General features: G+C 28.6%; 22 protein-coding genes. 12 read left to right on the plus strand and 10 right to left on the minus strand.

The window, feature by feature from the left end:
• Window positions 1–95 precede the first annotated feature (95 nt).
• From GCL60_RS04130 to GCL60_RS04150, 5 genes are all read left to right on the plus strand, one after another.
• Window positions 96–1,889, plus strand: coding sequence for a RecQ family ATP-dependent DNA helicase (locus tag GCL60_RS04130; RefSeq protein WP_153418603.1), 1,794 nt, complete (start codon window positions 96–98; stop codon window positions 1,887–1,889).
• A complete protein-coding gene (locus GCL60_RS04135) occupies window positions 1,886–4,474 on the plus strand; it encodes a Lon protease family protein (protein WP_161998069.1) in 2,589 nt (862 codons plus the stop codon). Before GCL60_RS04130 ends, GCL60_RS04135 begins: the two co-directional genes overlap by 4 nt.
• Window positions 4,471–5,901 (plus strand): amino acid--tRNA ligase-related protein, encoded by a 1,431-nt coding sequence (locus GCL60_RS04140; protein ID WP_153418605.1) that lies wholly within the window; start codon window positions 4,471–4,473, stop codon window positions 5,899–5,901. The genes GCL60_RS04135 and GCL60_RS04140 overlap by 4 nt, the downstream gene beginning before the upstream one ends.
• Window positions 5,902–6,036: 135 nt before the next feature.
• A complete protein-coding gene (locus GCL60_RS04145; protein ID WP_153418606.1) occupies window positions 6,037–6,423 on the plus strand; it encodes an FtsB family cell division protein in 387 nt (128 codons plus the stop codon).
• Between the two features lie 48 nt (window positions 6,424–6,471).
• The gene (locus tag GCL60_RS04150; protein ID WP_153418607.1) at window positions 6,472–7,389 is read left to right on the plus strand and encodes a hypothetical protein; all 918 of its coding nucleotides are present in this window, start codon (window positions 6,472–6,474) and stop codon (window positions 7,387–7,389) included.
• Window positions 7,390–7,393: 4 nt separating this feature from the next.
• On the opposite strand, the gene GCL60_RS04155 is transcribed toward GCL60_RS04150, so the two are convergent.
• Window positions 7,394–8,788: a cryptochrome/photolyase family protein gene (locus GCL60_RS04155; RefSeq protein ID WP_161998070.1), complete on the minus strand. Its 1,395-nt coding sequence runs from the start codon at window positions 8,786–8,788 to the stop codon at window positions 7,394–7,396.
• A gap of 122 nt (window positions 8,789–8,910) precedes the next feature.
• Here GCL60_RS04155 and GCL60_RS04160 point away from each other — a divergent pair, with 122 nt between their 5' ends.
• The 3 genes from GCL60_RS04160 (at window position 8,911) to GCL60_RS04170 (ending at window position 11,800) form a co-directional block, all read left to right on the plus strand.
• The gene (locus tag GCL60_RS04160; RefSeq protein ID WP_153418609.1) at window positions 8,911–9,816 is read left to right on the plus strand and encodes an alpha/beta fold hydrolase; all 906 of its coding nucleotides are present in this window, start codon (window positions 8,911–8,913) and stop codon (window positions 9,814–9,816) included.
• Window positions 9,817–10,121: 305 nt separating this feature from the next.
• Complete coding sequence (locus GCL60_RS04165) at window positions 10,122–11,324, plus strand: hypothetical protein (protein WP_153418610.1); 1,203 nt, start codon at window positions 10,122–10,124, stop codon at window positions 11,322–11,324.
• Window positions 11,325–11,338: 14 nt separating this feature from the next.
• Window positions 11,339–11,800: a hypothetical protein gene (locus GCL60_RS04170; protein ID WP_153418611.1), complete on the plus strand. Its 462-nt coding sequence runs from the start codon at window positions 11,339–11,341 to the stop codon at window positions 11,798–11,800.
• A 122-nt stretch (window positions 11,801–11,922) separates the two neighbouring features.
• On the opposite strand, the gene GCL60_RS04175 is transcribed toward GCL60_RS04170, so the two are convergent.
• From GCL60_RS04175 to GCL60_RS04200, 6 genes are read right to left on the minus strand one after another with little or no spacing between them, the layout of a single operon-like run.
• Complete coding sequence (locus GCL60_RS04175) at window positions 11,923–13,788, minus strand: IucA/IucC family protein (protein WP_153418612.1); 1,866 nt, start codon at window positions 13,786–13,788, stop codon at window positions 11,923–11,925.
• Window positions 13,781–14,572, minus strand: coding sequence for an ABC transporter ATP-binding protein (locus tag GCL60_RS04180; protein WP_153418613.1), 792 nt, complete (start codon window positions 14,570–14,572; stop codon window positions 13,781–13,783). Before GCL60_RS04180 ends, GCL60_RS04175 begins: the two co-directional genes overlap by 8 nt.
• Window positions 14,573–14,579: 7 nt before the next feature.
• Complete coding sequence (locus GCL60_RS04185; protein ID WP_153418614.1) at window positions 14,580–15,581, minus strand: FecCD family ABC transporter permease; 1,002 nt, start codon at window positions 15,579–15,581, stop codon at window positions 14,580–14,582.
• Between the two features lie 11 nt (window positions 15,582–15,592).
• Window positions 15,593–16,579 carry a FecCD family ABC transporter permease gene (locus GCL60_RS04190; protein ID WP_153418615.1) on the minus strand — a complete coding sequence of 329 codons (987 nt, stop codon included), beginning with the start codon at window positions 16,577–16,579 and terminating at the stop codon, window positions 15,593–15,595.
• Entirely contained in the window at window positions 16,576–17,487 is a 912-nt protein-coding gene (locus tag GCL60_RS04195) for an ABC transporter substrate-binding protein (protein WP_153418616.1), read from the minus strand. The genes GCL60_RS04190 and GCL60_RS04195 overlap by 4 nt, the downstream gene beginning before the upstream one ends.
• Complete coding sequence (locus tag GCL60_RS04200; RefSeq protein ID WP_153418617.1) at window positions 17,474–18,688, minus strand: MFS transporter; 1,215 nt, start codon at window positions 18,686–18,688, stop codon at window positions 17,474–17,476. The genes GCL60_RS04195 and GCL60_RS04200 overlap by 14 nt, the downstream gene beginning before the upstream one ends.
• Before the next feature lie 243 nt (window positions 18,689–18,931).
• Here GCL60_RS04200 and GCL60_RS04205 point away from each other — a divergent pair, with 243 nt between their 5' ends.
• From GCL60_RS04205 to GCL60_RS04220, 4 genes are all read left to right on the plus strand, one after another.
• On the plus strand, window positions 18,932–19,456 hold the full coding sequence (locus GCL60_RS04205; protein WP_153418618.1) for a GAF domain-containing protein: 525 nt from the start codon (window positions 18,932–18,934) through the stop codon (window positions 19,454–19,456).
• 33 nt (window positions 19,457–19,489) lie between these two features.
• Window positions 19,490–19,909 carry a hypothetical protein gene (locus GCL60_RS04210; RefSeq protein WP_153418619.1) on the plus strand — a complete coding sequence of 140 codons (420 nt, stop codon included), beginning with the start codon at window positions 19,490–19,492 and terminating at the stop codon, window positions 19,907–19,909.
• A gap of 149 nt (window positions 19,910–20,058) precedes the next feature.
• Window positions 20,059–20,427 (plus strand): Hpt domain-containing protein, encoded by a 369-nt coding sequence (locus tag GCL60_RS04215; RefSeq protein WP_161998071.1) that lies wholly within the window; start codon window positions 20,059–20,061, stop codon window positions 20,425–20,427.
• Window positions 20,424–21,398, plus strand: a complete 975-nt coding sequence (locus GCL60_RS04220) for a polysaccharide deacetylase family protein (RefSeq protein ID WP_153418621.1) — start codon at window positions 20,424–20,426, stop codon at window positions 21,396–21,398. The genes GCL60_RS04215 and GCL60_RS04220 overlap by 4 nt, the downstream gene beginning before the upstream one ends.
• A gap of 2 nt (window positions 21,399–21,400) precedes the next feature.
• Here the strand turns inward: GCL60_RS04220 and GCL60_RS04225 are convergent, their stop codons facing one another.
• From GCL60_RS04225 to GCL60_RS04235, 3 genes are read right to left on the minus strand one after another with little or no spacing between them, the layout of a single operon-like run.
• The gene (locus GCL60_RS04225; protein ID WP_153418622.1) at window positions 21,401–22,381 is read right to left on the minus strand and encodes a hypothetical protein; all 981 of its coding nucleotides are present in this window, start codon (window positions 22,379–22,381) and stop codon (window positions 21,401–21,403) included.
• Window positions 22,382–22,388: 7 nt separating this feature from the next.
• Window positions 22,389–24,536, minus strand: a complete 2,148-nt coding sequence (locus tag GCL60_RS04230) for a hypothetical protein (protein ID WP_153418623.1) — start codon at window positions 24,534–24,536, stop codon at window positions 22,389–22,391.
• The gene (locus tag GCL60_RS04235; RefSeq protein WP_161998072.1) at window positions 24,533–25,852 is read right to left on the minus strand and encodes a glycosyltransferase family 2 protein; all 1,320 of its coding nucleotides are present in this window, start codon (window positions 25,850–25,852) and stop codon (window positions 24,533–24,535) included. Before GCL60_RS04235 ends, GCL60_RS04230 begins: the two co-directional genes overlap by 4 nt.
• Window positions 25,853–25,910: the final 58 nt, after the last annotated feature.

Genomic DNA, 25,910 nt, shown 5'->3' on the forward strand with positions numbered 1-25,910 from the left:
TACTCATTCAATAGAAAATTAAAAACATCTTCCTTAAGTACTGTACTCCTTTGCAAAACCATCGTAAATAGGTTCGAACGTGATGAGTGGAGCTTATGGAATCTGAATTTGTAGAAAAATGTGAAGAATTTGCTAAAAAAAACTTCTCCTTAACAAGTCTGCGCCCTGCCCAAAGAGAAGTCTTGGCACAAATTCATGATAAGAAATATGTGTTAGCAACACTTCCAACGGGAGCAGGAAAAACACTTCTATATAGCTTACCTGCCTTATTTTTTGAAGATAAACCCGTTCTCGTCATAAGCCCCCTTATTTCATTAATGAGAGATCAAGAGCGGCGTATGGAAAATGCAAACATATGCTGTGCTGTTTTTACCTCGGAACAATCTGAGGAGGAAAGAAAACAAGCTTGGAAAAAAATAAAAACAGGAGAAGCTAAAATTATTTTCGCTTCTCCAGAGCGTTTTGTGTTACCTTCTTTTTTAAATGCCATTTCTAAAATGAATTTAAGCATGGCCGTTGTTGACGAAGCACATTGTGTGGTTTCTTGGGGACATAATTTTAGACCTGAATATTCTGAAATTGGAAAATATTTATCCAAGTTACAATTGCCAAGAATATTAGCACTTACAGCAACTGCAGGACGCAATAGTAGACTTGATATCATAAAAAAAGTTTTTCCTGAAAATACAAATGTGTTTGAATACACTTCAAATCCACTTGGAGAAAATATTGTTGTTGAAAGCAATCGTGTTTTTTCAAATACAGAACAATGGGAAAAATTAGTTCATATTTTACAAAATACAGAATCAAATAAAACATTGGTTTATTTTCAAAGCCGCTTATTATGTGAAGAATCCACACGAAAATTAAAAAAATTAAAAATACACTCGGTTGTTTACCATGCAGGACTTCCCAAAAATGATCGTAAAAATGTAGAGCAATATGTTCAGGAGGCAACTCAAAAAATTGTCGTTTGTGCTACAACAGCATTTGGAATGGGTGTAGATGTTGCAGGAATTCAATTGGTTGTTGTTTTTGGATTTCCAAGCAACATTGAAGAATTTTTTCAAATGTTAGGCAGAGCAGGTCGAAGCGGTGAGCCCTCAAAAGGTGTGTTACTTTGGACTGGTGCCGATCCCATTCGAAGAGAATATCAATTTAAATCTTCTTTTCCTGAACCTTCTTTATTTTTAGAACAATGCGCACAATTTATGCGTTATATGCCAAATTCCTTTGGTGAAAGCTGTTTTGTTCCTAAACAAAATTTATTAGAACTAACAAAATCAAAAAAGACAGATAATAAAGAAAAAAAACTAGATAATATTTTTGCAGGTTTAAGAATTTGCAATATTCTAGATGACACTCGTTCTGGTGAATCGTATTTTCATGTTAAGTTAACGCAAAATAAAAGTTTTGCGGATATATTAGCAGTTCTTCCAGAAGGCATGACAAAACGCAGAAAAGTTTTAGAGGGTTTAGTTACTCTTGTTGAAAAATGTTGGCTTGTATTAAAAGGAGCTCAAACAATCATCCCCTTAAAAATGCTGCAAGATGCATGTGAGCTCACACAAGAAACCTGCGAGCAAGTTTTTTTGTACTATCAAGATCAAAAAATGTTATCATTTGCTAAAATAAATCAGGATGATGCCAAAAATGGAGTAATATTGAAAAATGGCTATATTCATTTACAAAAGGAAATACCCAGATATATTTCAGCTCGAAGTCATTTTCACGCGAGCTTGCGCGAACTTGATAAGTTATCTACATCAACAACATGCAGATTATCTGCAAGTTTCGAATTTTTTGCTTCTCGCGCTATTCAGGGGGCTACAAAAAACCTTTGGCGTTGTATGCAGTGCGATCTTTGTATCAGAAAGAGGACGGAATGAAAAAAACTAAAACTACCGATACAGCAACCTCACTCACTCAAAAAATTCTTGAGCAAAGAGAGAAAAATTTTCCTGTTAATTTAAAAATCCAAAAAAGCACACAACGTTTTCGCCGTCTCTCCACTGAAGAAGTTTACCGTACTTGCGATCAAAAACTTGTTGAAATTGATAAACATAAAAAATCAGAACCCAACTATGACATTATTTCTCAAGTAAGAGCCGTAAGAGCAATTACTCTTGGCTTGGGAATCCAAAAACCTGGCTACAATATTTATGTTGCGGGTGTTCAAGGAACAGGCAAAACAAGTGTTATCCGTTCCTTTCTTAAAAAAACTGCGGAACGTTGCCCAACTCCAGGCGATTGGATTTATGTTTATAATTTTAAAAATCCGGAATCTCCGCATACAATGGAATTAAAAACAGGAATTGCAAAACGATTTAAAAAACAAATGGATGAGTTAATGGAACAACTCACCGTTGAACTTGTTGATGCTTTTCAATCCGAAGAATATGAAACAAATGTAAATTCAACTGTAAATGCAAGCAATGAAAAAAAAGCAAAATTATTTAGTGAACTTGAAAAAGCAGCAAAAGCAAAAAACTTTGGAGTAAAATCGACACGAATGGGTATTGTTACGGTACCTATCATTGAAGGAAAACCTTTAAGTGAAAAAGATTATTCCGAATTAAATGATGAACAAAAAGAAAAAATAGAAGCAGAGAGAAATCTGCTAGAACCTGAAGTTCTAGATTTTGCGCGTAAAGTAAGATCTATTGAAAATGATACCAAAAATAAATTAGAAGAACTGCAATCCGAATTAGGTGATTATGTTGTCAGTCAAGCATTAATTCCTTTTCTTAAAGAATATGAATCTCAAAAAAATGTTCTTGAATATTTAGACGAAGTTAAAAAACATTTATTAGAAAATTTAAATGATTTTTTACCAGATGAAGATGATTCTGAAACAGAAGGTGAAGAATCCGTCGCTCCCACTTCTTATCATTTAAAAAAGGGAGATCCTCATCTTCCTTATCGCATCAATGTTTTTGTTGATAATACAGAAATAAAAGGTGCTCCAATCATCATAGAAAATAATCCAACCTTTTATAATTTGTTTGGTAAGATTGAAAAAAATATTGAATATGGTGTTTACACAACTGATTTTAAAATGATTAAAGCAGGATCATTAGCACGTGCTAATGGTGGTTACCTTGTTCTAAATGCTTTAGATGTATTACGTGCGCCTCAAGTATGGGATACTTTAAAACGTGTTCTCAAAAACCAAAAACTTTTTATCGAAGACTTAGGTGAACAATACAGTATTTTAGCTACAAGCGGTTTAAGACCTGAGCCTATTCCATTAAATGTTAAAATTATTTTAATTGGATCAGACTGGATTTACCGAATGCTTTATCAACATGATGAAGATTTTAATAAAATTTTCAAAATTAAAGCCGATTTTGATGCCCAAATGGACCGCTCACAAAAGACCATTCAAGATTATGTTGAATTTATTTCAACAAGAACAAAAGTAGAAAATTTGTTACCTTTTGATGAAAGTGGAATCGCTGCCATTGTTGAGTTTGGAAGCCGTATCGTTGATGATCAAGATAAATTAACAACACGCTTTAGTTTAATAAAAGACATTACAATTGAAGCCGATTTCATGGCAAAAGAATCTAAAAGTAAAAAGGTAACAAGATCCGATGTTGAGAAAGCAGTAGAAGAACGTTACTCAAGATCCTCTGCAATTGAAGATCACATCATCGAAATGTTAGAACGTAAAGATATTATTATTTCAACTACATCAAGAAGAGTTGGTGAAATAAATGGCCTTGCTGTTTACTCTTTAGGAGACTTATCTTTTGGTGTTCCAACAAGAATTACTTGCCGTACATATAAAGGCAAACCTGGAATTTTAAATATTGAAAGAGATGCCTCTTTATCAGGAAAGTTGCATAATAAAGGTGTTAGTATATTAACAAGTTGGATTAATGCAAATTTCGCTAAAAAATCTCCCGCAAATATTGCTGCTACAATTTGTTTTGAACAAAATTACAATGGCGTTGATGGCGATTCAGCTACACTTGCAGAACTCTGTCTTATTTTATCTACCATCGCAAATATTCCAATCGATCAAGGAATAGGTGTAACTGGATCTGTAAATCAGTTTGGAGAAGTGCAACCCATTGGTGGTGTAAATGAAAAAGTAGAAGGCTTCTTTAAAACATGTAAGTTACATGGATTAACCGGCAGACATGGCTGTATTATTCCTGTACAAAATATTAAACATTTAATGTTAAATAGAGAAGTTCGTGAAGCCATTGAAAAAGAACAATTTCATATTTGGCCCGTTTCAAAAGTAGAAGAAGCATTCGAACTTTTAACAGGATTCCATGCAGGCCATTGGGATGAAAAGAAATCACGCTTTGAAGAAGGCAGTGCATTTGATAAAATATATAAAATGCTTCATCAAAAAAGCGAAGAAAAAAAAGCCAAAGAGAAAAGTGTAACAAAAAAGAAGCCCGTTAAAAAAACTAAAGTAGCAAGTAAAAAACCTGTGCGTAAGAAAACTGCAAAATGAATTATAAAAGCAAGAATCAATTGGTTTTACAAAATTTATTCGAACTTCGAAAAGTCCATTCGGTTACAGAAAGACTTTCGTCTGGACGTGTTTTTTTTATTGAAAATCAAATGGGTCTTTGTGATGCTACAGGTGCCATTTGGCCTATTGGAATGAGCGAATATTTAAACCAATCCTCCCTTAATCAAGGAGATTTAATTACATTTAGATGTAAAATATTAAAACTAAATGAAAATTCTGAATCCAAATACGACGATTGTTACTTTATTAAAGTGACTGAAATATTACAAAAAACAAATTCTTTAGAGGAATGGAATAATGCAGTCATTCCAAGCCCTATTCCTTCTAAAGATTTTATTTTAAAACAACAAAGAGAGAATGATAAAACTCAAATTTCTTATTTTTATCATTCTCCTACTTCAACAAGATTAAAACTGATTAAACAAAGAAATCGCTCATTAGAAAGAGTGCATTCTTTTTTTAAAAATAGAGGTTTTTTGTGTATTGAAACCCCAACACTGGTTCCTAGTGGTGGGATGGAAGTTTATTTAAATCCTTTTTCTACGAATTATACCGATCACCGTGGTCAAAAATGGGAGTTACAACTTCCTACAAGTCCTGAGTTTGCTCTAAAAAAAATCATGACAGAAGGAACAGACAAAATATTCCAGCTTTCTCGCGCTTACCGAAATATTGGTGAAGTTTCTAAACAACATGAACCCGAATTTATTATGTTGGAATGGTATCGGGCCAATGCAAATTTAAGAACTCTCATTGAAGATACTCAAAATTTAGTTTTAGTTTTATCCGAATTTTTAGGAACTCATTTAGACATTCCAAAGCAGTGGCCTGTTTTTCGAGTGGATAAATTATTCAAAGATATTTTATCCATTGATCTTGAGCAAGTTCAAAACAGAGATTTATTTTATGAAAAGGCAAAATCTCATAGCCACTCCATTGTAGAAAGTGACGACTGGGATAGTTTGTTTTATAAGTTATTTATGGAAAAAATAGAGCCATTTTTAACTCAACAAAAAGCTTGTTTCGTTACCCATTTTCCTATCCAAATGGGGGCATTAGCTGCTCAAGAAACCTCATTAAATTCCAATAATGAAATAATACTTAAGCCTTATGTAGAACGCATGGAAGCTTATATTAACGGAATTGAAATTTGTAATGGGTATTTTGAATTAAATGATGCTCATGTATTAAAGGAAAGGTTTCAAAAAACAAAAGCGATACGAAGTGAATTAAAGTCTGATCTTCAATTTGAAAATGCAATGAAGTTTGGCCTCCCCCCATGTTCTGGAAATGCCCTTGGTATTGATAGAGTCATTTCTTTATTATTAGGTTTAGAGCAAATATCAAATCTTTATCCTATTCCTTTTCTTAGCCAATTTCCAAAAGAAAGTGTGGCATGGGAGTAAATCAAATAAGATTGACATTTTTAAATCTAAAAATATTTTTCATATTTCAATTTTATTCTACAAATTTTTATTTTCGTGCTAAAATAAAGCAATGGTTTTGAAGATACAGTTTTCTATTTGTTAGATGGATTTTATATGAACACTCAAAATATGCAACCCACAGTTTTTTCCAAAAGATTTCAAACTTTGGCTAGATGGGTCGTTGTGATTGTTCTATGGCTTATCATTGGCTCAATTGCTATTGGAAAAGCAGGAATTTCAAACTTTATGGAATTGCTGAATGAAAAAGATGTATTAAATCAAACAATCATGGAACTTCAAATTCAAAACCAAACTTTAGAAGAAAAAATTGTTAAATTAAAAACCTCCCCAGAAAAACAAGCACGTTATTTAAAAGAAAATTTTGGATATATTGAACAAGATGAATATATTTTTCAGTTTAATAATAAATCTACTTTTTCCTTTGGTTCAAATAACAAAAAAATGGACAACGCTATTATTTCTGCTGAAAGTTCGCAATAATATAATTAAGTATAAATTTTTTTCAATTCATTCAATTTAAGAGGTTTTATGAATAGTAAAAGATATTTATTAATTAAAGCATTTTTTATATTATCTATTTCCATGTTAAATGGATGTAAAAAAGAAAGTAATGATTCAAATCCTAGTGACTCCAGTAGCGCTTCTGAATCCATAAGTAGCGCCGTTTCAGGTGCTTATAGTTCTTCAACTACTGGTGGAAGTCTATCTTATTTTGATAGAAAAAAAAATTTATTCGATTTTTTAAAAGAAACCTTTGTAGAAAAATTATCTTATGCGGGGACCTCTTGTCCTACTCCCTCGACATCACTGTGCTCCAGCAATGTGATGACATTAACTTATTCATCGTGCAATTTTAACAATTCTGGCGCAACTTGGAATGGTAGCCAATTGTTAACTTTCAGTTCAGGAACCTGCTCCACTTCTTGGCCCCCTGGTACAGCAACGTTTACACGAACTTTTTCAGCGGGTACAACACGCACAAATGCAGCAGGGATTACTGTTACTTTAGATACGACGAATGCAAGTGGCTATAGTTCTCAAGTTTCTGGTGGGACAACTATAAGTGTTTCAGGATCTTTTCCTGCAAGAACGATCACAATAAATGGAATACACTTAACAGCGACAGGAACATCCCAAAAAGGAAAGACAATTACTTTATGGGATCATACCATTAATAGCGGAGCTTTAACTGTTACTAGTGGAAGTAACGTAACAGGAACGGTCGTTTTACAACACAATCTAGCAAAATATACAGCAACATCTTCAATAAATATAAATTATTCTGCAGGTTGTACGCATCCTAGTAGCGGTACAATAACAACAACATATAGTGGAACTCAAACAGGTACAGAAACTCTTAATTTCAATTTATCTACATGTGGACTAGCTTCATTAACAGGGACTGGAGGAAGTACTAGCTCGGTTACTTTAGGCCATATATTTTGATGAATCATTTTTTAAACAAAGCAATTGCTTTTAATCTTTGCTTATCATGTTCAACAATTGGTTTTGGATAATTTTTTAAATTAACAAATAAATTATTTTGATATTGATAGGGAGAATGTATTTGTTTTGAATCACATGCAATTAATTCAGGACAATGCTGTTTTATAAATGCGCCCGAAGGATCAAATTTTATTGACTGTGCTTCTGGGTTAAAAACGCGAAAGTAAGGCTGCGCATCACAACCCGTTGATGCACTCCATTGCCAGCCGCCATTATTCGACGATAAATCAAAATCAAGAAGATTTTCAGCAAAATATTCTTCCCCTTTTTTATAATCAATTAAAAGATCTTTTGTTAAAAAAGAAGCGACGATCATTCTTAAACGATTGTGCATCCAACCTGTTTCATTAAAATAGCGCATAGCAGCATCAATTATTGGAAATCCGGTTAATCCTTTTTTCCATTTTTCAAAATACTCTTCCTTATTTTCCCATTTAATATTGTCACATTCTTTTTTAAATGCGCCTTTTTCTACGTGAGGAAAATGGAATAAAATCATTTTATAAAATTCACGCCAGATAAGTTCATTTTTCCATATTTTTGCCCCTTCAGAGTGATAGTGATTTGCAAATTGAAAAGCTTCGCGAATGGAAATAGTTCCAAATCGAAGATGCATGGATAAAAAGGAAGTTCCATTTTTCGCAAAAAAATCTCTTTCTTGAGCGTACAAATTTATTTTAGAGGAAAATTGATTTAAACAATTTAAAGCAGCTTTTCGTCCAGGTTTGACCAAAAGATCTGTATTTTGAAAACCTATTTTTTGCATTTCAAAATTGAATAGATCATCTTTGATAGATTCTATTGGCATCATTTTATTCATATCAAACGAATTCAATTTAAAGTAAGACTCATTGACATTTTTTAACCATTCATTTTTATAAGGAGTAAAAACAACATAAGGCTGTTTGTTAGATTTTAAAATATCATTTTTATCAAAAATGACTTGATCTTTAAAAGATTTAAATTCAATTTGGTGCTGTTTTAAATTATTTTCTACTAATTTATCTCTCTGAATTGCGTATTCTTCATAATCTTCATTCGTAAAAATACATTGTGCATTATATTTTAATGCCATTTTTGGAATTTCAACAACAGGATCACCATAAATAACAATCATTCCTTTTCCATTATTATTTAATTCTTGCTTCATTTCTTTAATAGAATCAAAAATAAATTGAACACGTCTATCTCTTTTATTTTTTAATTTTTTTAAAATAATTTCGTCAAAAATAAAAACAGGTATAATTTTTTCAGAGAAAAAAGATGCTTTAGATAAAGCAACATTATCGAAAAATCTTAAATCACGACGAAACCACATAATTGATGTTTTAAAATTCATCATACCCTCAATTTAATAATCAGTATATACAAACAAAAGTCATGATGTTTCAAGAGATCTAGAAAAATAAAAACGACTGTGCTAAAAAAAAATTCTTAGCAATCTCCGCTGAAAGGTCACTCATGATACAAAGTACGATTGACGGTTTTGAAGTTTATGAATTCCACTCCCAAAATAAAAATTCAAACGAACAAGCCTTATTTTTTGCTCATGCGAATGGGATTCCCGCACAAACATATAAAAGTCTATTTGAAAAAATGTCAAATGAATTAAATTGCTCTATTTATACCTATGATATAAGAGGATTTGGCAAAACTAATATAACTTTAGATCCTGTAATACAAAAAAAGACAACTTGGGCATGGGAAATATTAACTGAAGATCATTGTAATTTATTTCATAAAATTCAACAAAAAAAACCAAAAGAAACAAAATGGATTTTAAGTGGGCACAGTCTAGGAGCTTGGATTTCTCTACTTTCTTCAAATACTCTAACTTTCCATAAATTAGTTTTATTAGATCCACCCATATTAAAACCAAATATAATCATTCTTTGGTCTATTTTAAATATTATGAATAAAAGACATTTAAGCCCAATGAGTAAAAAAGTAAATCGTCGTAAAGTCCAATTTGCTTCTATTGAAACTGCTTTTCAAGAACTTAAAAAAAGCAAATTAATGAAAAATTGGCCAGATGAAATTATCAAAGATTATATAGAAGGAAGCTTTAAAGAGCTTAAATTAAATAATGAAGTTATTTTAAGGCATACTCCTAAATGGGAGGGTTATATTTTTGAAGAATATCCATTTGCAGCATGGTATGGTTTTCTCAAAATAAAAAAACAAATCCGAAATAATATAGAACCTATATTTTTTGTTGGCGAGAATAGCGATACATGTAACCCAAAATCAAAAAAATGGATTAAATTATTTTTCCCTAATCTAAAATGGCATTTAATTTCAAAAGGAAGCCATATGTTCCCTTTTGAAATGCAAGAAGAAACCATAAAATTATTTAAAAATATTTAACGGTTTTTTAATTCACAAAAAGTCTTAAAAAAATTAAATTAATCTTAAACCTATTATTTAATATGAGAATTAGATATAATTTTCCTTAATTGAATATCATTTCTTGCTTAAAAAGCCATGTAAAGTAATATTACATAAAATAAGAATAAAATATTAATTAAAATAATTTCAATTAGTTATAAATAATCCTAAGTATTTAATGCTGTCCTAAAAAATTACAAATTCATTATTACTATTAAAGATACCCAAAAAATATTTTATTATTTTGGTAGTCTATTTAACTCAAAGAAAGGGTTAGTATGTTAATGAACGCCAAATTTAAATGTCTTCCATTCTTGTCCGTTCCTTTTGCCTTTTTTCATTATCAAAGTTACGCCGACTCAACAAATGTTTTAAATAAAACGAATCAAAACATCCATATTTTAAATATGAATGCATCAAAAGGGCAATCCCTGAAAGAAAAAAATGATCTTATTCCTGCTCCATTGACAGATTTAGAAGGCCTAAAACAATACACTAAAGACAATCAAGGAAATCTTCCAAATGTTTATGGTAAATTGGCTTTAAACAGTGTGAGCCTTAATGATGCCTATATTTCTGGGGGATTTAAGAATTTTCCTATTCAGCTAAATTGCATGCAAGAACCCGTTTGCAATGCTCGACTTGAAATTGGTGATTTGGGAAATGGTGTCTTTCGTATAGCTGCATATGATAAAAATACAAAAAAAAGAGCTGATTTAAGTATAAAATTAACGCAGGATGGTGGTGGTTATGTTACCACTTATAACCAAGCTTATACCATAGAACAACCTGGAACAAATGAGGTGATTTATCCAGAAAATTATGTCGATGTAAGCCCATACTTTTCATATAATTATAGTACTCCAATTTCACTTATTGATTTGCCTTTGGCTCCAAGTTCATACTACCAAATATGCGATGCATATGGCAATAATTGTTCCGAAAAAAAACAACTATTTGATAATATGTTTTCAGGAAATAAAGTTGAATATTTAAGCTTTTGGAAATTAGAACAAAAAAGTTATTTAAGTCCTGATACCTCTCAAACCTATCAATTTTCATACACAACAGGACTAACAAATACTTCTTCTACGACATTATCTTGGTCACTTGGATTAAAAATACCCGTAAAAGGTATTGAATTAAGCGGAGATATTGGTCAAGCTATCAATAAAAGCGTTTCCTTTCAAAACTCAAGAACCGTATCAGATACAGTTACTTTTGATAAACCAAGTAAACAAGCAAGTATTGGTGAATATGTTTTATATGTTGGTGTGAATGATCAATTTCCTGTACTCGATAATTTAGTAAATGATTTAAATAGTCGATTACAAAATAATAGTGAATTTGTTTTTAGTAAGGCTCAAGAATATAAAGATTTAAAATCAAATACAGGTATTTCATCTGGATCAACTGCCTTTATTAACTCTAATAGCAATGCTCCAAGTAATTTAATTACATGGCCCGTTAGTGTACCATCATATTAATAGAAAGTCTTATTATGAAAATAAAATTATATTTAAAAATATTTTTAACCGTTATTCCCGTTATATATTCAAATATTTCATTTGCTGACTACTCGGTATCTGTTAATACACAAGATAACACACAAATAATGATACCTTATTATAACTACCCTTATTCTTGTCCAAACTCTAATGGAGTTCATTCTCCAGTTTGTAATTACACCTATATGTCTGGTTCAAACTCAGATACATTTTCTTTTTATGATCCATCTGGAAAAAAAAGATTTAAATTCTTCTTAACAGATACTGGAAATTGGGCTTTAAACTCATATTTTGGCGACCAGAAGAATGTTTCAAATTCATTTATTCAAATTCCTACACCTCCTCAAATTCAATTACATGGAATAAATCCAGTAGTTTATATTTATTCAAATGCCACTGGCGTTTATATAAGAGACCAAGATGACAAAGTTTTTGAATTGGTAACTTGGAATTAATTCAAACAATGAATTCTGATATTAATAGAAAGATTTTCATAATATTAAATCATGAAGTTATTTGAAGCTAAAGTCCTAAATGGGTTGGTTATATTTTTGAAAGACAAAATATAACCATTAATTTATTCAGAAATATTTAATGGGTTTTTAATATCAACAAAATAATATTCACATAATTCTCCTATTAACCTCATTTTTGTCAATGCTTTTAATTGAATATTCTCTTTAAATAGTTCGTATTCATCAGCTTCTATTTGCTCTTTAAAATCTGGTTCTTTTTTTAATTCATTAAAAGTATCAGAACATTTATTTCTTACAATTTTCCATAATAGCATTTCTTCAATGCCAAACTCACGATTTAAAGTGACTATAATTTCACCAATGTGGGATTGAAAAAAAGAATAAAATATATTTTTATGCAATACAGAAATATTTTTGCAAAATATCATAGAGTTTTGAATATCTAAATTTAAAAAGTAATTATGTTTTAACAATCTTTCTTCAAAAATACGAATATCAGAAAAATCTCTTACAATTAACAAAATTGGTTCACCATTTCGAAATGAAACCATACTGTTTTGCATATGTGCTTCTAAACTTATTCCGTATTTACACATAAGTGTTAATAATGGTGGGATAGATAATTCAATATATTTTTTAAAGAATGATATCACACAATCGATTTCTGAATGAAAATATTTTTCTCTTTTATAAATATCAATTATTTCATTTAATATTATTTTATTACTTAATGGCGACTTTTCTAATAGCGCCGCTGCAGGCATACAAATATCCATATTTTTTATAAATTTTTCAGGATTATCTCTTAAAATACAACTTAAATTTTGACCTAATTTAGCTTTTTCTAATTTTGAATATCTATCTGAATTTTCATTATAATAAATTCCTGCAATTTCAGATTGTATTTTAAATTTTCCATCTTTAAATTCTTTTAAATTATTTTGAATTGAATTTAAAATATTAGAAATCAATGGGCCACTTTGAGTCGCTCTTGGAGAAATGGTTCTAACATCACTTGTTGTCAATAAATTAATAGAAGTTTTGATATGACAAGAATTATTATTTTCATACGGTTCAGTTGCAAATGATCTAAACGAAATCAATGAGCGGGCATTTATTTGAAATGAATTTATAGGTATAATTTTTTTGTCCCTTAATTGATCTTGAAATATATGAGGAATTATTTTTTTTAATTGCCAAGGATGCACTGGGATTAAATCGTATAATTCATAATTAAGACCAATATTCTTCATTTCTAATTTAAATTTTTCTTCTAATCCAGGATAATCTATAAATAAAATATCGCATATATTTCCATTTTTTTCCATTGTTATTTTGGAATTCTTTTTATCTATAGCTACTAATTTTAATGAAACTAATTTTCGCCATTCAGGTGAATATTGAATGAGATCCTCAAGATTCATTCCCATTCTTGTTTTTGCTCCAGGATGAACAGGATGTCCATTTAAAACACTTTGTTCATAAAAGGAAAGAGAACTAAATTTATCATTTTTTTCTTTTTGTTTTAATACCCAATCTATTGAATTTTTAATTCCATATTCTTTTTTATCGTTTTCAAATAATGACTTATTCATTTCAAATGACATTTGAGCTAATATCATATTTGATACACTATTTTGTATTTCAATTTGAAATTGATCAAAACTATTTCCTGAATTTTCATTTTCTTGAATCCATTGCTCTTTAATTAAATCCAATAGATCATTAGGGTGTGAAATTTCTGAAACAATACCTGAATTCTCTAAATATAGATTTTTTATCAAATCAAAACGTTCAAAAGACAAAAAAGACCTGATAAAAGCTGTTAATTTTAATCTCGGAGAAATTTGAATCTCAATTTTATCTTTACTTAAAAAAGAAATACTTTCTTTTTTAATAATTTTTTCTCTAATTAAAGATTGAAATAAGCGACTTAAAATTGCTAATTTTGCTATCTGTTCAAACATTTGAAACCTCTTCTGGAAAAAATAATGGTGTATTCATTTTATCTTCGTTTATTATTATGCCTTTTACACCAAAAATAGATTCAATTCTTTGTGCATTCATTATTTCTGGAATACTGCCTTCAAAGTAAATTTTACCTTTTTTTATTGCTATTATATGATGAGCATATTTTGCTGCTTGATTGATATCATGAAGAACCATAACAATAGTCTTTTTCTCGTTTTCATTTAGTTTTTTTAAAACATTTAATACTTCAATTTGATGCTTCATATCTAAAAATGTTGTTGGCTCATCTAAAAATAAATAATCGCCACCTTGAGCTAAAGCCATTGAAATCCATGCTCGTTGTTTTTGACCTCCGCTCAATTCCGATAGTTTTCTATCTTTTAAATTAAACATATCTGTAGAATGAAGTGCCCATTCTATTTTTTCATAGTCATGTTTATTTAATGAGCCCATAAAATTTTGATTTGGAAATCTTCCTAAATGAACCAATTGTAAAACACTAAAATCTAAAGGAGCTTCGGGAGACTGTGGTAATATAGATAATAATTTTGCTACTTCTTTACTTGTATATTGATATATTGATTTCCCATTTAAATAAACATCTCCTTTTGAGGGTTTTATAATACGTGCAAGTGCTTTTAAAATAGTAGATTTTCCTGAGCCATTACTTCCAATCAACGCTGTAATTTTATTTTTTTTAATCACAATATTTAAATCATATATTACATTTATTTTTTTATAAGATAGATTTAATTTTTCGCTGTTTATTTCTTCATTCATAAATTAATTAAAACCTCGATTTTAGAAGCAGATATATAAAATATGGGGATCCAATCAAACTAGCAATAATACCAGCTGGTATTTCAAAAGGGGCAAAAATAGTTCTTCCTATCATATCAGAAAAAACAACTAAAATAGCACCAATTAAACTTGAATATATAATAATTATTTTATAATTATATCCAACTAATATTTTTACTAAATGAGGAACAATCAAACCAATAAATCCTATGGGACCTACAATAGAGACAGCACTTGCAGATAAAAATGCAGAGATAAATAATAAAATAAATCTATTTCTGTTTATATTTATTCCTATTCCTATGATTATATCTTCATTCAAATGAAATGCTTTTAATTTATAAGAAAAAAGAAATGTAACTAAAAAGCCTACTATGGTACATGGAAAAATAAAATAAAAATCTCCCCATGTTTTTCCCCAAAGACTTCCCGATAACCACATAAAAGCAGATCCTACTTCGAGAGAATTTTGAATTAATATAAAAGAAGTTCCTGCTTGAAATAAAATATCAATTGCAATTCCTGTTAGAATTAATCGAATTGGGTTTATTCCATTTTTAAAAGAAATAATATAAACAAGAAAGCAAGAAAAAATAGCACCGAAAAATGCGGCTACAGGTAAAATAAAAAATGGGGATTGTGTAAATACAAATAAAGAGAGAACAGAAAAAAAGCTTGCCCCTGAATTAATCCCAATGATATTTGGTGCTGCTAAAGAATTTCTAGTAATTGATTGTAAAATACAACCGGCTAATGCGAAGTTAACACCTACACAAATTGCTACTAAGGTTCTTGGAAGCCTGTATTCATATATAATAATATTATTTTTTAAATTATAAAAAATATGAGGAAAAGTAAAATCTAGATGAACTTTAACATCACCTAAAATATTTCCTAAAATGAAAATCAGTATTAAAAGTAAAAACAAAAATAATATATTTATATATACTTTTTTATTGGATTTATATTGTTTAAAAATTGAATTCATAAAAACTCCTTTTAACTATATTTTCGAATTAAATAAAGAAAAAAAGGACACCCAATAAATGCAGTAAGAACACCAACAGGAATTTCATTTGGCATAAATAGATAACGAGAAAACATATCTGACAAAACTAAAACAATTGCTCCTAAAATGGCGCTAATAGGAATGATCAAAAAATAGTTTTGTGGAACTACTTTTTTTGTAATATGCGGGATTATAAGACCAATGAATCCAATGGCTCCAGAAACACTAACGGAACAACCTGTCAAAAAAATAATTAATATACAAAGTAAAATTTTTAGCTTATTTAAATTTAATCCAAGACCTTTAGCAATTTCATCTCCTAAAATATAAACATTCAAATATTTTGAAATAAAAAAAGATGTAACTAAAGATAAAATAGACCACGGTAATATTAATTTAAATTCATGCCAGCCAACACCTGAAAAACCTCCAGCAAGCCACGAGTATATCATTCCTGCACTATCACCTAAAAGAATCATCATACCCGTAGATAAAGCAAATAAAAAACTGCTAACCGAAACTCCCGCTAAAACAAATTTTCCAATTGAAATACTTCTTATCGTAGAAAAACTAAATACGAATAACCCACCTAAAAATGCTCCCAAAAAAGTAATTGGAACAAAATAATTTGGTGAAATATTTATTTGAAAAAAAGACAAAGCGACAATAACGAAGACGGCACCTGCAGAAACTCCCATTATTTTAGGATCAGCTAATGGGTTTCTACTTAAAGTTTGAATAAGAACACCTGCAACAGATAGATTCGCTCCAATTAATGCAGCAAGAAGTGTTCTTGGGAGCCTTATATCGTATATAATAATATATTCTTTGCTTAAATTTGAATTTTGCCATAATTTTATTATGGTACTGAAATCAATCTGAACTGTTCCCATTTGCAAACTAAAAAATATCGATAACATTAAAGAAAAAAGTAGAAATGGAATTAATATTTGAATTTTTAATGTCATAAAATTCATTTTGTATCATTTTCCATAGTTTTTACGATAACCTCTGCCGCAAGTGGACCACGACTTCTTGACCAAATATCCCTATTTACAACAGATATATTTTTATTTTTTACAGATTTTAAATTTTTCCAAATCGAATTTTTTTCTAAAAAGGGAATGATATCTTTAGCTGGATCTTCAAAGACAAGAATTTTATCAGGATCTATTTCTAAAATTTTTTCAAAATTTAATTCCGTTAAATCCTTATATGGAGAATTACTTTTTTCTTTAAAAGCATAATCCACATTTATTTCTTGTAAGAGTGATGCCAAAAACGATTTATCTGTCCAAGCCCAAATTTTATTATTTGTTATATAAATTGCTAAAATAGTTCTTTTTTTATTTGTTGAGTTTTGCTTTACCTCATAAATTGATTTATTAAATTTATTTATAAAATGTGTTGTTTCCTTATCTTTTTTAAAGACCTGCCCAATTTTCTTTAAAACATTTAAAGTACTTTTATAATCTTCAGATCGTATATTTAAAACAGGAGCTATTTTATTTAACTTATTTACAATTTCTTTTTGCTCTTCATATATGCGATCAATTATTATTAAATCTGGCTTTAATGATTGAATACGTTCTAGACTTGGATTAGCTACACTTCCTACAATTTCAACATTTTTCATTTTAGAAGCAAGATAATAAGGTAAAGATTGGGAACCTGTTAAAGAAATACCCACTGGTTTTATTCCCATTATATCTAACATTTCAATTGCTGATAAACTTAAAGCTATGATTCGCTTTTCACTATAGTCAATTTTTAATTCATCTATTTGAATTGCAATATCTCTTTTTTCATGAACATTCGCAAAAGAACATGACATCATTAAAAAAGTTAAAATGTAAAAAATTATTTTATATTTATTTATTGTCATTGATTAAATACCTTTTTTCGAAAAAATAAAAAACAAACATCAAAGTAATGAGAAAAATAAAACAACTTAAACCAAGAAATATAAAAACATTTGAGATAGAATATAATTCTGATAAAAATCCTGAGAATAAAACACCTAATGGAATAAATCCTCTATCGCATAAAGAGATACTAATTAACCTACCTCTTATTTTTTCTGGAGCATGAATTTGAAAATATATTCGGTTCATTGTTCTTGCAAATTGGCTAAAAAATCCAATAAAAAACAGTCCTAAAGCAATTACTATTAATTCTTTAGAATAACCTATTATCATCAGCATAATGCTCGATAAAACAATCGATATAAAAATAAAATGAATCTGAATTTTTTTGTTTAAAAAACTAACAAAACTTGATCCTATAATACATCCCAGTGCTGATATCATTAAAAAATTACCATATATTTCAGGTCCATTATTATTATTTAAGCTAGCAAAAGCAGACATCATTGGGATATAAGGATATATAAAAAACATGGAAAGACATCCAGATATAAAAATAAATAATAAATCTTTCTTATTTTTTAAAAAATTGAAAATATATTTATAATCATATTTTATTAATTCAACTCTATTTTTATCTATTTTTAAATATTTAATAGGCAAATATAGAATTGAAATTAAGATAATACCTTGTCCAATGACTTGAGTTAAATATAAATAATTTGGTGATAATTTTATTAAAGCATATCCTGCTATTGCAGGGCCCAAAACACCTGAAATATTTAAGACTGTAGAATAGAGAGAAACAGCTGAATAGATAAATTGTGGGGGAACCAAAAAGGGTAGATACGAATTCCTTACAGCTGGTTCCATTTCAGAAAAAATACCTTTAATAAAAACAAGTGCTGATATAAATAATATTTGGAATTCGTTAAGAGATATTAAAATAAATAAAATAATATTTAAAGTTAATGTTGTAATATATAACGAAATTAATATTTTTTTGGGATTATATTTATCGCATAAATAACCACCTAAGTATCCAATAAATAAAGCTGGTATTAACCTTGCAAAATTTAAAATGCTTAAACTTAGAACAGAATTTGATGATTTCCAAACAAACCAATTTAATGCAGCCAGACCAATATAGTCGCCTAAAAGAGAAAAAAAACTTCCTCCTATGAATAACTTATAGTTTTTATCCGAAATTGCATTTTGCATGATTTAATGTTACCAAAAAAAGTCATAACTGAGAATGGTTCTCATTATCGAGTTCGTTCTAGCTCCAAAAAAAATAAAAATCAATACTTTGAAATTTATTTTTTAAGGATTAAATATTTGATTAAAGAAATATTTTTGTTAATATTTCTTTAAAATATAAAACTCTTGAATTCAGTTTTTATTTGATTTAAAAAATCAATTGTAATTTTATTTTTCTCTTAACTAAGGAAATAAATATAACTTATGAATTTTCATCCAGCCATAGACATTACAAAAAATGATGAATATTACGATAATCTATATAAAATGGTCAATTCATACTTAGACTCTGAAAATGATTGGCTCGCTCAACTCTCTAACGTAACAGCTTTACTAAATGAGACTCTTCCACAAATTAACTGGGTGGGATTTTATTTATTAAAAGATAACCAACTTATTGTCGGCCCTTTTCAAGGAAAAATGGCTTGTACAAGAATTGCATTAGACAAGGGAGTTTGCGGAGCCGCTGCAACACAATTAAAAACAATTCGTGTTGATAATGTTCATAAATTTGAAAATCATATTTCTTGTGATAGCGCTTCTTTTTCTGAAATTGTTTTTCCCCTTTTTTATCCAAATAAAAAAGCAACTTTAGAAACTCTTATTGGTGTTTTAGATATAGATAGCCCTGTATTTGCCAGATTTTCTGAAACAGATGAAAAAGGTCTAGAAAAAATTGCATTACTAATAAGTGAAAAAGTTAAATGGCCAAACTCTCCAACTCTATAAGCATGATATTAAGAAATAAAAGGAATCATTTTGATGACGTCTGAAGTTATAGCGGTTTTACTTTTAATTGTAGCTCTTTTTATAGGAATTCATTGCCTTTATTTATATTGGCTCCAAAAAATTTTAAAAATAACCTCTTTTCGCTATCCTTGGATAACTTGGTTAACAATAATCCCTTTTGTTGGTAATATTTTATGGGCTTATCTCATATATAAAGCCAAATCTGGGGCGGCTCTTTTACTAAAAAATAACAATTCTACTCAAACAACAAATTGTGGATTTTATACTTTTATCGTATTTTTTGCCGTAAATATTGTTTCCTTTTTCCTAAATAGCAATGAAACTGCAATTAAAATTTGTTCAATTATTGCAGCCATTTTATATTTTATCCAATTTTTTCAATTATACCGTGCAAAAAAAATATTAATTGCATCAGAACAAAATAAGTCTTAAAAAAAGAATTTTTAGAACCCTATTTTATCAAGTTTATTTTTTTGAATAAATTTGATAAATTTTTTTTATAAAATTTTTTTGAAAATAAAGTAATGCTATGAGATAGTAGAATGAAATCAAATTCATCCTTCTGCAAAAGGCTTTATAACATGAGTGAACAAAACAAACACATTAATTATCAAACCATTGAAGGATTAAAAATGCTTCAAGAAGATGGTGAACCAGATTTTTTATTAGACCTAATTGATACTTTATTAAACACCACTCCACAAAAATTAGTAAATATTGATAAATTTTTAGCAGGTAATGATTTAATGGCAGCATCGAAAGAATCGCACTCTATTAAATCTAGCGTCCGAGCACTAGGAGCTGAAATATTAGGAAATAAATGTCAGTCCTTAGAAGATTTAAAAACAACTACAAATTTTGAAGAAGCTAAAAAAATTTTTGAAGAGATTAAATTAGAATATACAAATGTTGCTAATGAATTGACTCAAATCAAAGGGACTATGAAATGAATTTAAAGTTTATCTTTTATTTTTGTTTTACAAATTTGCTCTTTCTTCATTTAAATATTTTTGCAGATGAAAAAATAAAAAAAGATAATTTTCGATTTGCAGAACCCGTACAACTTGGAATTACCTTCGATGATTTACCTGCTGCAGGGCCAGATGCAACTTTCATTAACCGTCAAGAAATATCAGATAAAATTATAAAATCCTTAAAAGATAATAAAATTCCATATGTTTATGGATTTATTAACGGGATATTGCTTTATGACACAGAAGTGCAAAAAAAAATTTTTAGTGATTGGAAAAATGCTGGATATCTTTTAGCAAACCATACCTTTTCGCATTTAAATTTATCTAGAGTAACGGCAGAAGAATATATTAAAGATATTGAAAAGAATGATACCATTTTGATTGATTATGCTTCTACCATTAATGAACTTAAAGTTTTTCGGTACCCTTATTTAATGGAAGGAGATTCTCTAGATAAAAGATATGCCGTTCGCAGTTACTTTAAAAAAAGAAACTATAAAATAGCCCAAGTATCTGTCGATTCCGGTGATTGGGATTTTAATGAAGCTTTTATAAGATGTAAACAACTCAATATGGAAGACAAAACTCAAGAAATAATCGAAAATTATATCAAAAATACTGCTGAAGTATTAATATATAATAATAGTTTATCAAAATTTATATATGGAGCGAATCGAAAAATACCTCAAGTTTTATTAGTACACTATAATTCAATTAATGCTTTTGCAATGAATCAGCTTATTGATAAATTTAAAAAAATGAATGTTGTTTTTATTCCAGCAGCAAAAGCTTTTAATGACAATATTTTTCAAGAAGATTCTGCTTTAGCAATGAATAATGGAATTCCCTATTTTGAACAAGTAAGAAGATCACATAAACTTAAATTTACAGACTATCCTTTTCCTAAAGACTATTCGAGTTGGTTAAAAGATCAATGCCAAAAATAAAGTTACAGCATAATATTAGCCATAATACCAGCCTCATTAGAAAACCATAAATTTCCATTTTGCATAGAATTTATTCGGTTATAATATATTGAAATATTGTTATAATTTCGATCACCATAGGTTAATTTATTTGAAAAACTAAGTCCAATTCCTCTTGTTCCTGTGTCCTTATCCCAAAGCCGATTATAATTAAATTCTAAACCTAAAGATAAATCTTTAATAAAAATTAAAGGAATATCGGCTTCTGCCCTTGTTCCAAAAGACATAAATGCCGCAGGAGACCAGTAATTTGTAGAGATATATTTGTAAGAAGTATTTTCATAACCAATCCCTACCCAAACCCAAGGCACTTCATTAAAAATCCCATATAATAAGGACACATTTGATATCGACTTTTGATTTTGATCGGAAATAAAATAATAATTTTCAATAAATCTTGTGGTTAAATAATCTGTAAAATTAATACTAAAAGAAGTATTTAAAGTTGTTGCTGTTAATCTATAATCAATACCTCCAGGTTGTATATTATAAAAATAAGCATAATCACGATTAAAACTCATATATCCATTAAAATATTCAGAAGCCATAAAATAAGTTTTTATTTCACCTGCATATATTGCTGAAGTATTTTGATTATAGGTATCATATAAACGATGAGCTCCACTTGAAATATCAATCTGTAAATTAGGTGAGAATTTTCGTCCAGCTAATAAATAAACTCTTTGACCATTATAATTCTCATTCGCATTAAATCCTTGAGTAGCTAAAAATGAACCCGAAAAGTCCCATGCCGCAGTTGCTTCATCATCAAAAGGATTTAAAAAATCTCTTCTATTTGTTCTAAATTGAAGATTCTCAGAATGCATATACATATTATCAGATGACTGAAGATAATTATATTGTCCAGTTAAAATTGAAGGTTCTTCACAAAAGACAGAAGTTTCAAATAAAATAAAAATTAAAATAATAAAATATCTTTTCATAATTCTCCTATTTTTTTTCAAATTTTAAAGTTGAATTTTTGGGAATAGTCTTTATTATAATATGACCTATATTTGAATTTTTTTCTTTTTTTATACTTACTCCCTTTTCATTATTCAAAAAATCAAAATCACTTGAGAAGGAGTCAAAATTAATATAAATATTATTTACATCATAAGTATTTAAATTTTTTATTTCTATTGTTAAAGCAGGTTCATAATCTAAATTAATAATTATATTTTCCTTTTCTTGCCACCATTTTGTAAGGCCTATATAATTTGTTTTCCATACATCTCTTTCTTTTAAATATTTTAAAAAATTAGAAACGGCACTTTCTAAATTTTTTGCTGTAATACTTTTAGTTGGAAAATTATAAAAAGCAGCTCCTTTTATTTTTTCAATTTCTGAAAAGCGATCCTTTAATGAATTAAATAATAAATTTGTATTATGAAATTTAGCTGTTTTAAACATGGTATTTTCTTTTAAATTAGATTTGGGAAAATAAACTAAATTTTTGTCATCAATAAATGTAGGTCCCAAACGAAATAAAGATTGATTTCCTACAAAGTAAGACATTTTATTTTGAATAACAGCGTTTAAAGTTGTATTATCAAATTTTAATTGTGGTGGTTTATATCCAAGAACAAACTCTTGAGTGTTTTCTTCTAAAAGAATTCTTGAGCTTTGAATATTTTGAAACTGATATTGTAAATTATTCCCTTGTATGATGGAGTCATTTTCACCCAATGTAGCAAACTCAATACTGTGATCTTCAAGAAATGAATCTGCTCCTTTTAAAAAACTAAAAAAACCTGAGCCACTAGTTTCTTCTTCAATTATTTTTTGATTTTTTGGGACTTGATCCGATGCTATAAAAATAGTCAAAGGAAATTTATTATCTTCAAAAAGTTCAACGTAATTATAACCATAATCTGAATCGTCTTCTATTTCGACTGAAGGAACAAATACAGACTGAGCTCCATTTTTCCAAGCAGAAATGGAAACGATTGGCATTTTCATCACCCATTGTATGCTTTTAGCCATTAATAAATCATTATAATAAAGTTCATTTGCATTTATTTTAGCTGGGTTTGGAGGATCTAAAGCCAGCCAAGCAACTCTTGACTTCAATACATTTGAATATACAGAACGTACAATTTTTTCTTTTGTTGTCATATCTATTTTTGGTTGTGCTTGTGTATTTGATTCAAATACAGAAGAAACACCTCTTTTTGCTAAAGCAATTACTGAATTATCTGTAGGATATGTATTTAAAATAAGCCCTGGTGCTACATCTAAGAATGGAATTGCATTTCCTTCTAAACAAGTCGGAAATGCATTTTTTTTGTCCGTATTTTTTTTAAATTCTACTCCAAATATTCTTTGTGAAAATTGATCTTTATTTTCCGAACCTAATCCATCTAAACTCGCAATGGGCCCTGTCGCTAAAATACCAACGCCATTTAATACAGATTCTTCTATTTCGTCTTTCCATTTTTTACTTAGAGAAATTGCTTGCGGAATTATAAAAATATTAAAATCTTTTGATCTTGTGAAATCATGGACTGTTTTATAATCAATATTATTTCTTTTAAAATAATTTGCCCAATTTTCATAGTTTATATTTTGATTTTTATCAAAATCTTGTATTTTTTCATTCTTGAATAATCCAATTTTTTTATTTTTAAAACTTTTGAATATTTTACTTAATTCTAATTTTTTTTCATCTGAAATAAATTCGAATATTTCTGGATTTTCTAAATTTGTATTTAATTGATATTCTTTTAATAATCCATTTTTAATTAGTTTTTCATAATTTTTAGCGTCAATTGTTTTTTCACCAAGGCGAAAATAACTAAATAAATATCCTGCAATTAAGGAAATAAATATAATTCCACTTATAATAGCAAAAAATCTTGTTAATGTTTTTCTATCGTTTAATTTAGTATCAAATTCATTTGCTTTTTGCTTTTCTTTGATAATGATATGTGGAGCATATTTTTTAAAGAAAACACCTTCCAATATTTGATTATTGTTTTTTTGATTTAATTTAAATAACTGCTTCACTCTATACAAAAAATATGTAACTAGAGTGATAAATAAAGTAGCTAAACACAATGATAATACAAATATACTAAGTATATTTTGGAGTATCAAAGATCCATCCCTTTCCTTTCTAATTTAGACCAAGTCATAGGTAACTGTAAAAACTCATCTAATATTGAAAAAAATTTAATCACTTCCATAGAAAAACCATAGGTAACTCTATTAATTGCAGAATAAAAAATTAAATTAAAGGAACGCTGCTCAGACACAACACAAAATAAAGTCACAGTCATATCTAAAACAACCAATTGATAAAAAAAGTAACCAACAAAATTATGAGAATTATTTATTAAAGTATGCGCAATAGAAAAAATACCAAATGAAAAATTTGCAATTGGTATAAATACCGACTCAATTATCATGTACAAAATAATAAGAAAATTTTTAATACTTTTATGTGGTTTTATTAACCAAATCAAATTTTCACGAATTGCCTGGACAATTCCTCTTGTCCAGCGGTATCTTTGAGAAATTAAGGAATTAAAATCTTCAGGAGCTTCGGTAACAGCAATTAATCCGCCATCATAGACAGTCTTATAACCCGCCATTAATAATCGGATAGTAAGTTCACAGTCTTCTGCAAAAGTATTTGAGCGATATCCACCAACTTCCTGCAAAATTGATTTTCGAAAGATACCAATAGGCCCTGGAATCACAATGACGCTATTTAAAAAAGATTGAGCCGTTTTAAATAAGTTTAATCCAGAAACATATTCAAGTTTTTGAAATGAAGTTATCATATTTTTTACATTGCCAATTTCAACACTTCCTGCAACAGCAGCTATGCGTTCATCACTTTCAAAATATTTCATTCCAATTTTTAACGCTTCTGTATTTAAAACACTATCTGCATCCATGCATAAAACAAAATCACCGTGTGCTTCACTAATAGCTCTATTTAATGCTTCTGCTTTCCCAGCATTTTCTTGATGAATAGCTCTTATTTTTCCTTTTTTTTCTAAAAGGGCAATGGCTTCAATAGTTTCATCTGTAGAACCATCATCCACAATTAAAATTTCAATGTTAGGATAGTCCATTCCAAGTATAGATTTTGCTGCGTTATTTACCACTTTATCTTCGTTATAGCAGGGCATTATTACAGTAACAAGAGGATAGTAATCAATTTTTCCAACTTCTTTTGCAAAAAATTTATTCGCAAAACTCAGCAACAAATGAAAAACAAGTCTTATAAAAAGAAAAAGCATATATATTTTCATTGCATTAAAAGCAAATAATTCGGCTCCAGTTAATTGTTTAAAATCAAAACTTTTAAATAATACAAAAATTAAAAGCGAACAAATAAGTAAAATAATCACAATAATAAAAAACATTTCATTATCTTTTATTTTTCTTTTCACTTTTTTCATAAATCCCATTTCTAACAAAATAAATCTGATGAACATATCGAAATAATTAGAAATTTAA

The sequence above is a fragment of the Silvanigrella paludirubra genome, assembly GCF_009208775.1.
GTDB lineage: Bacteria > Bdellovibrionota_B > Oligoflexia > Silvanigrellales > Silvanigrellaceae > Silvanigrella > Silvanigrella paludirubra.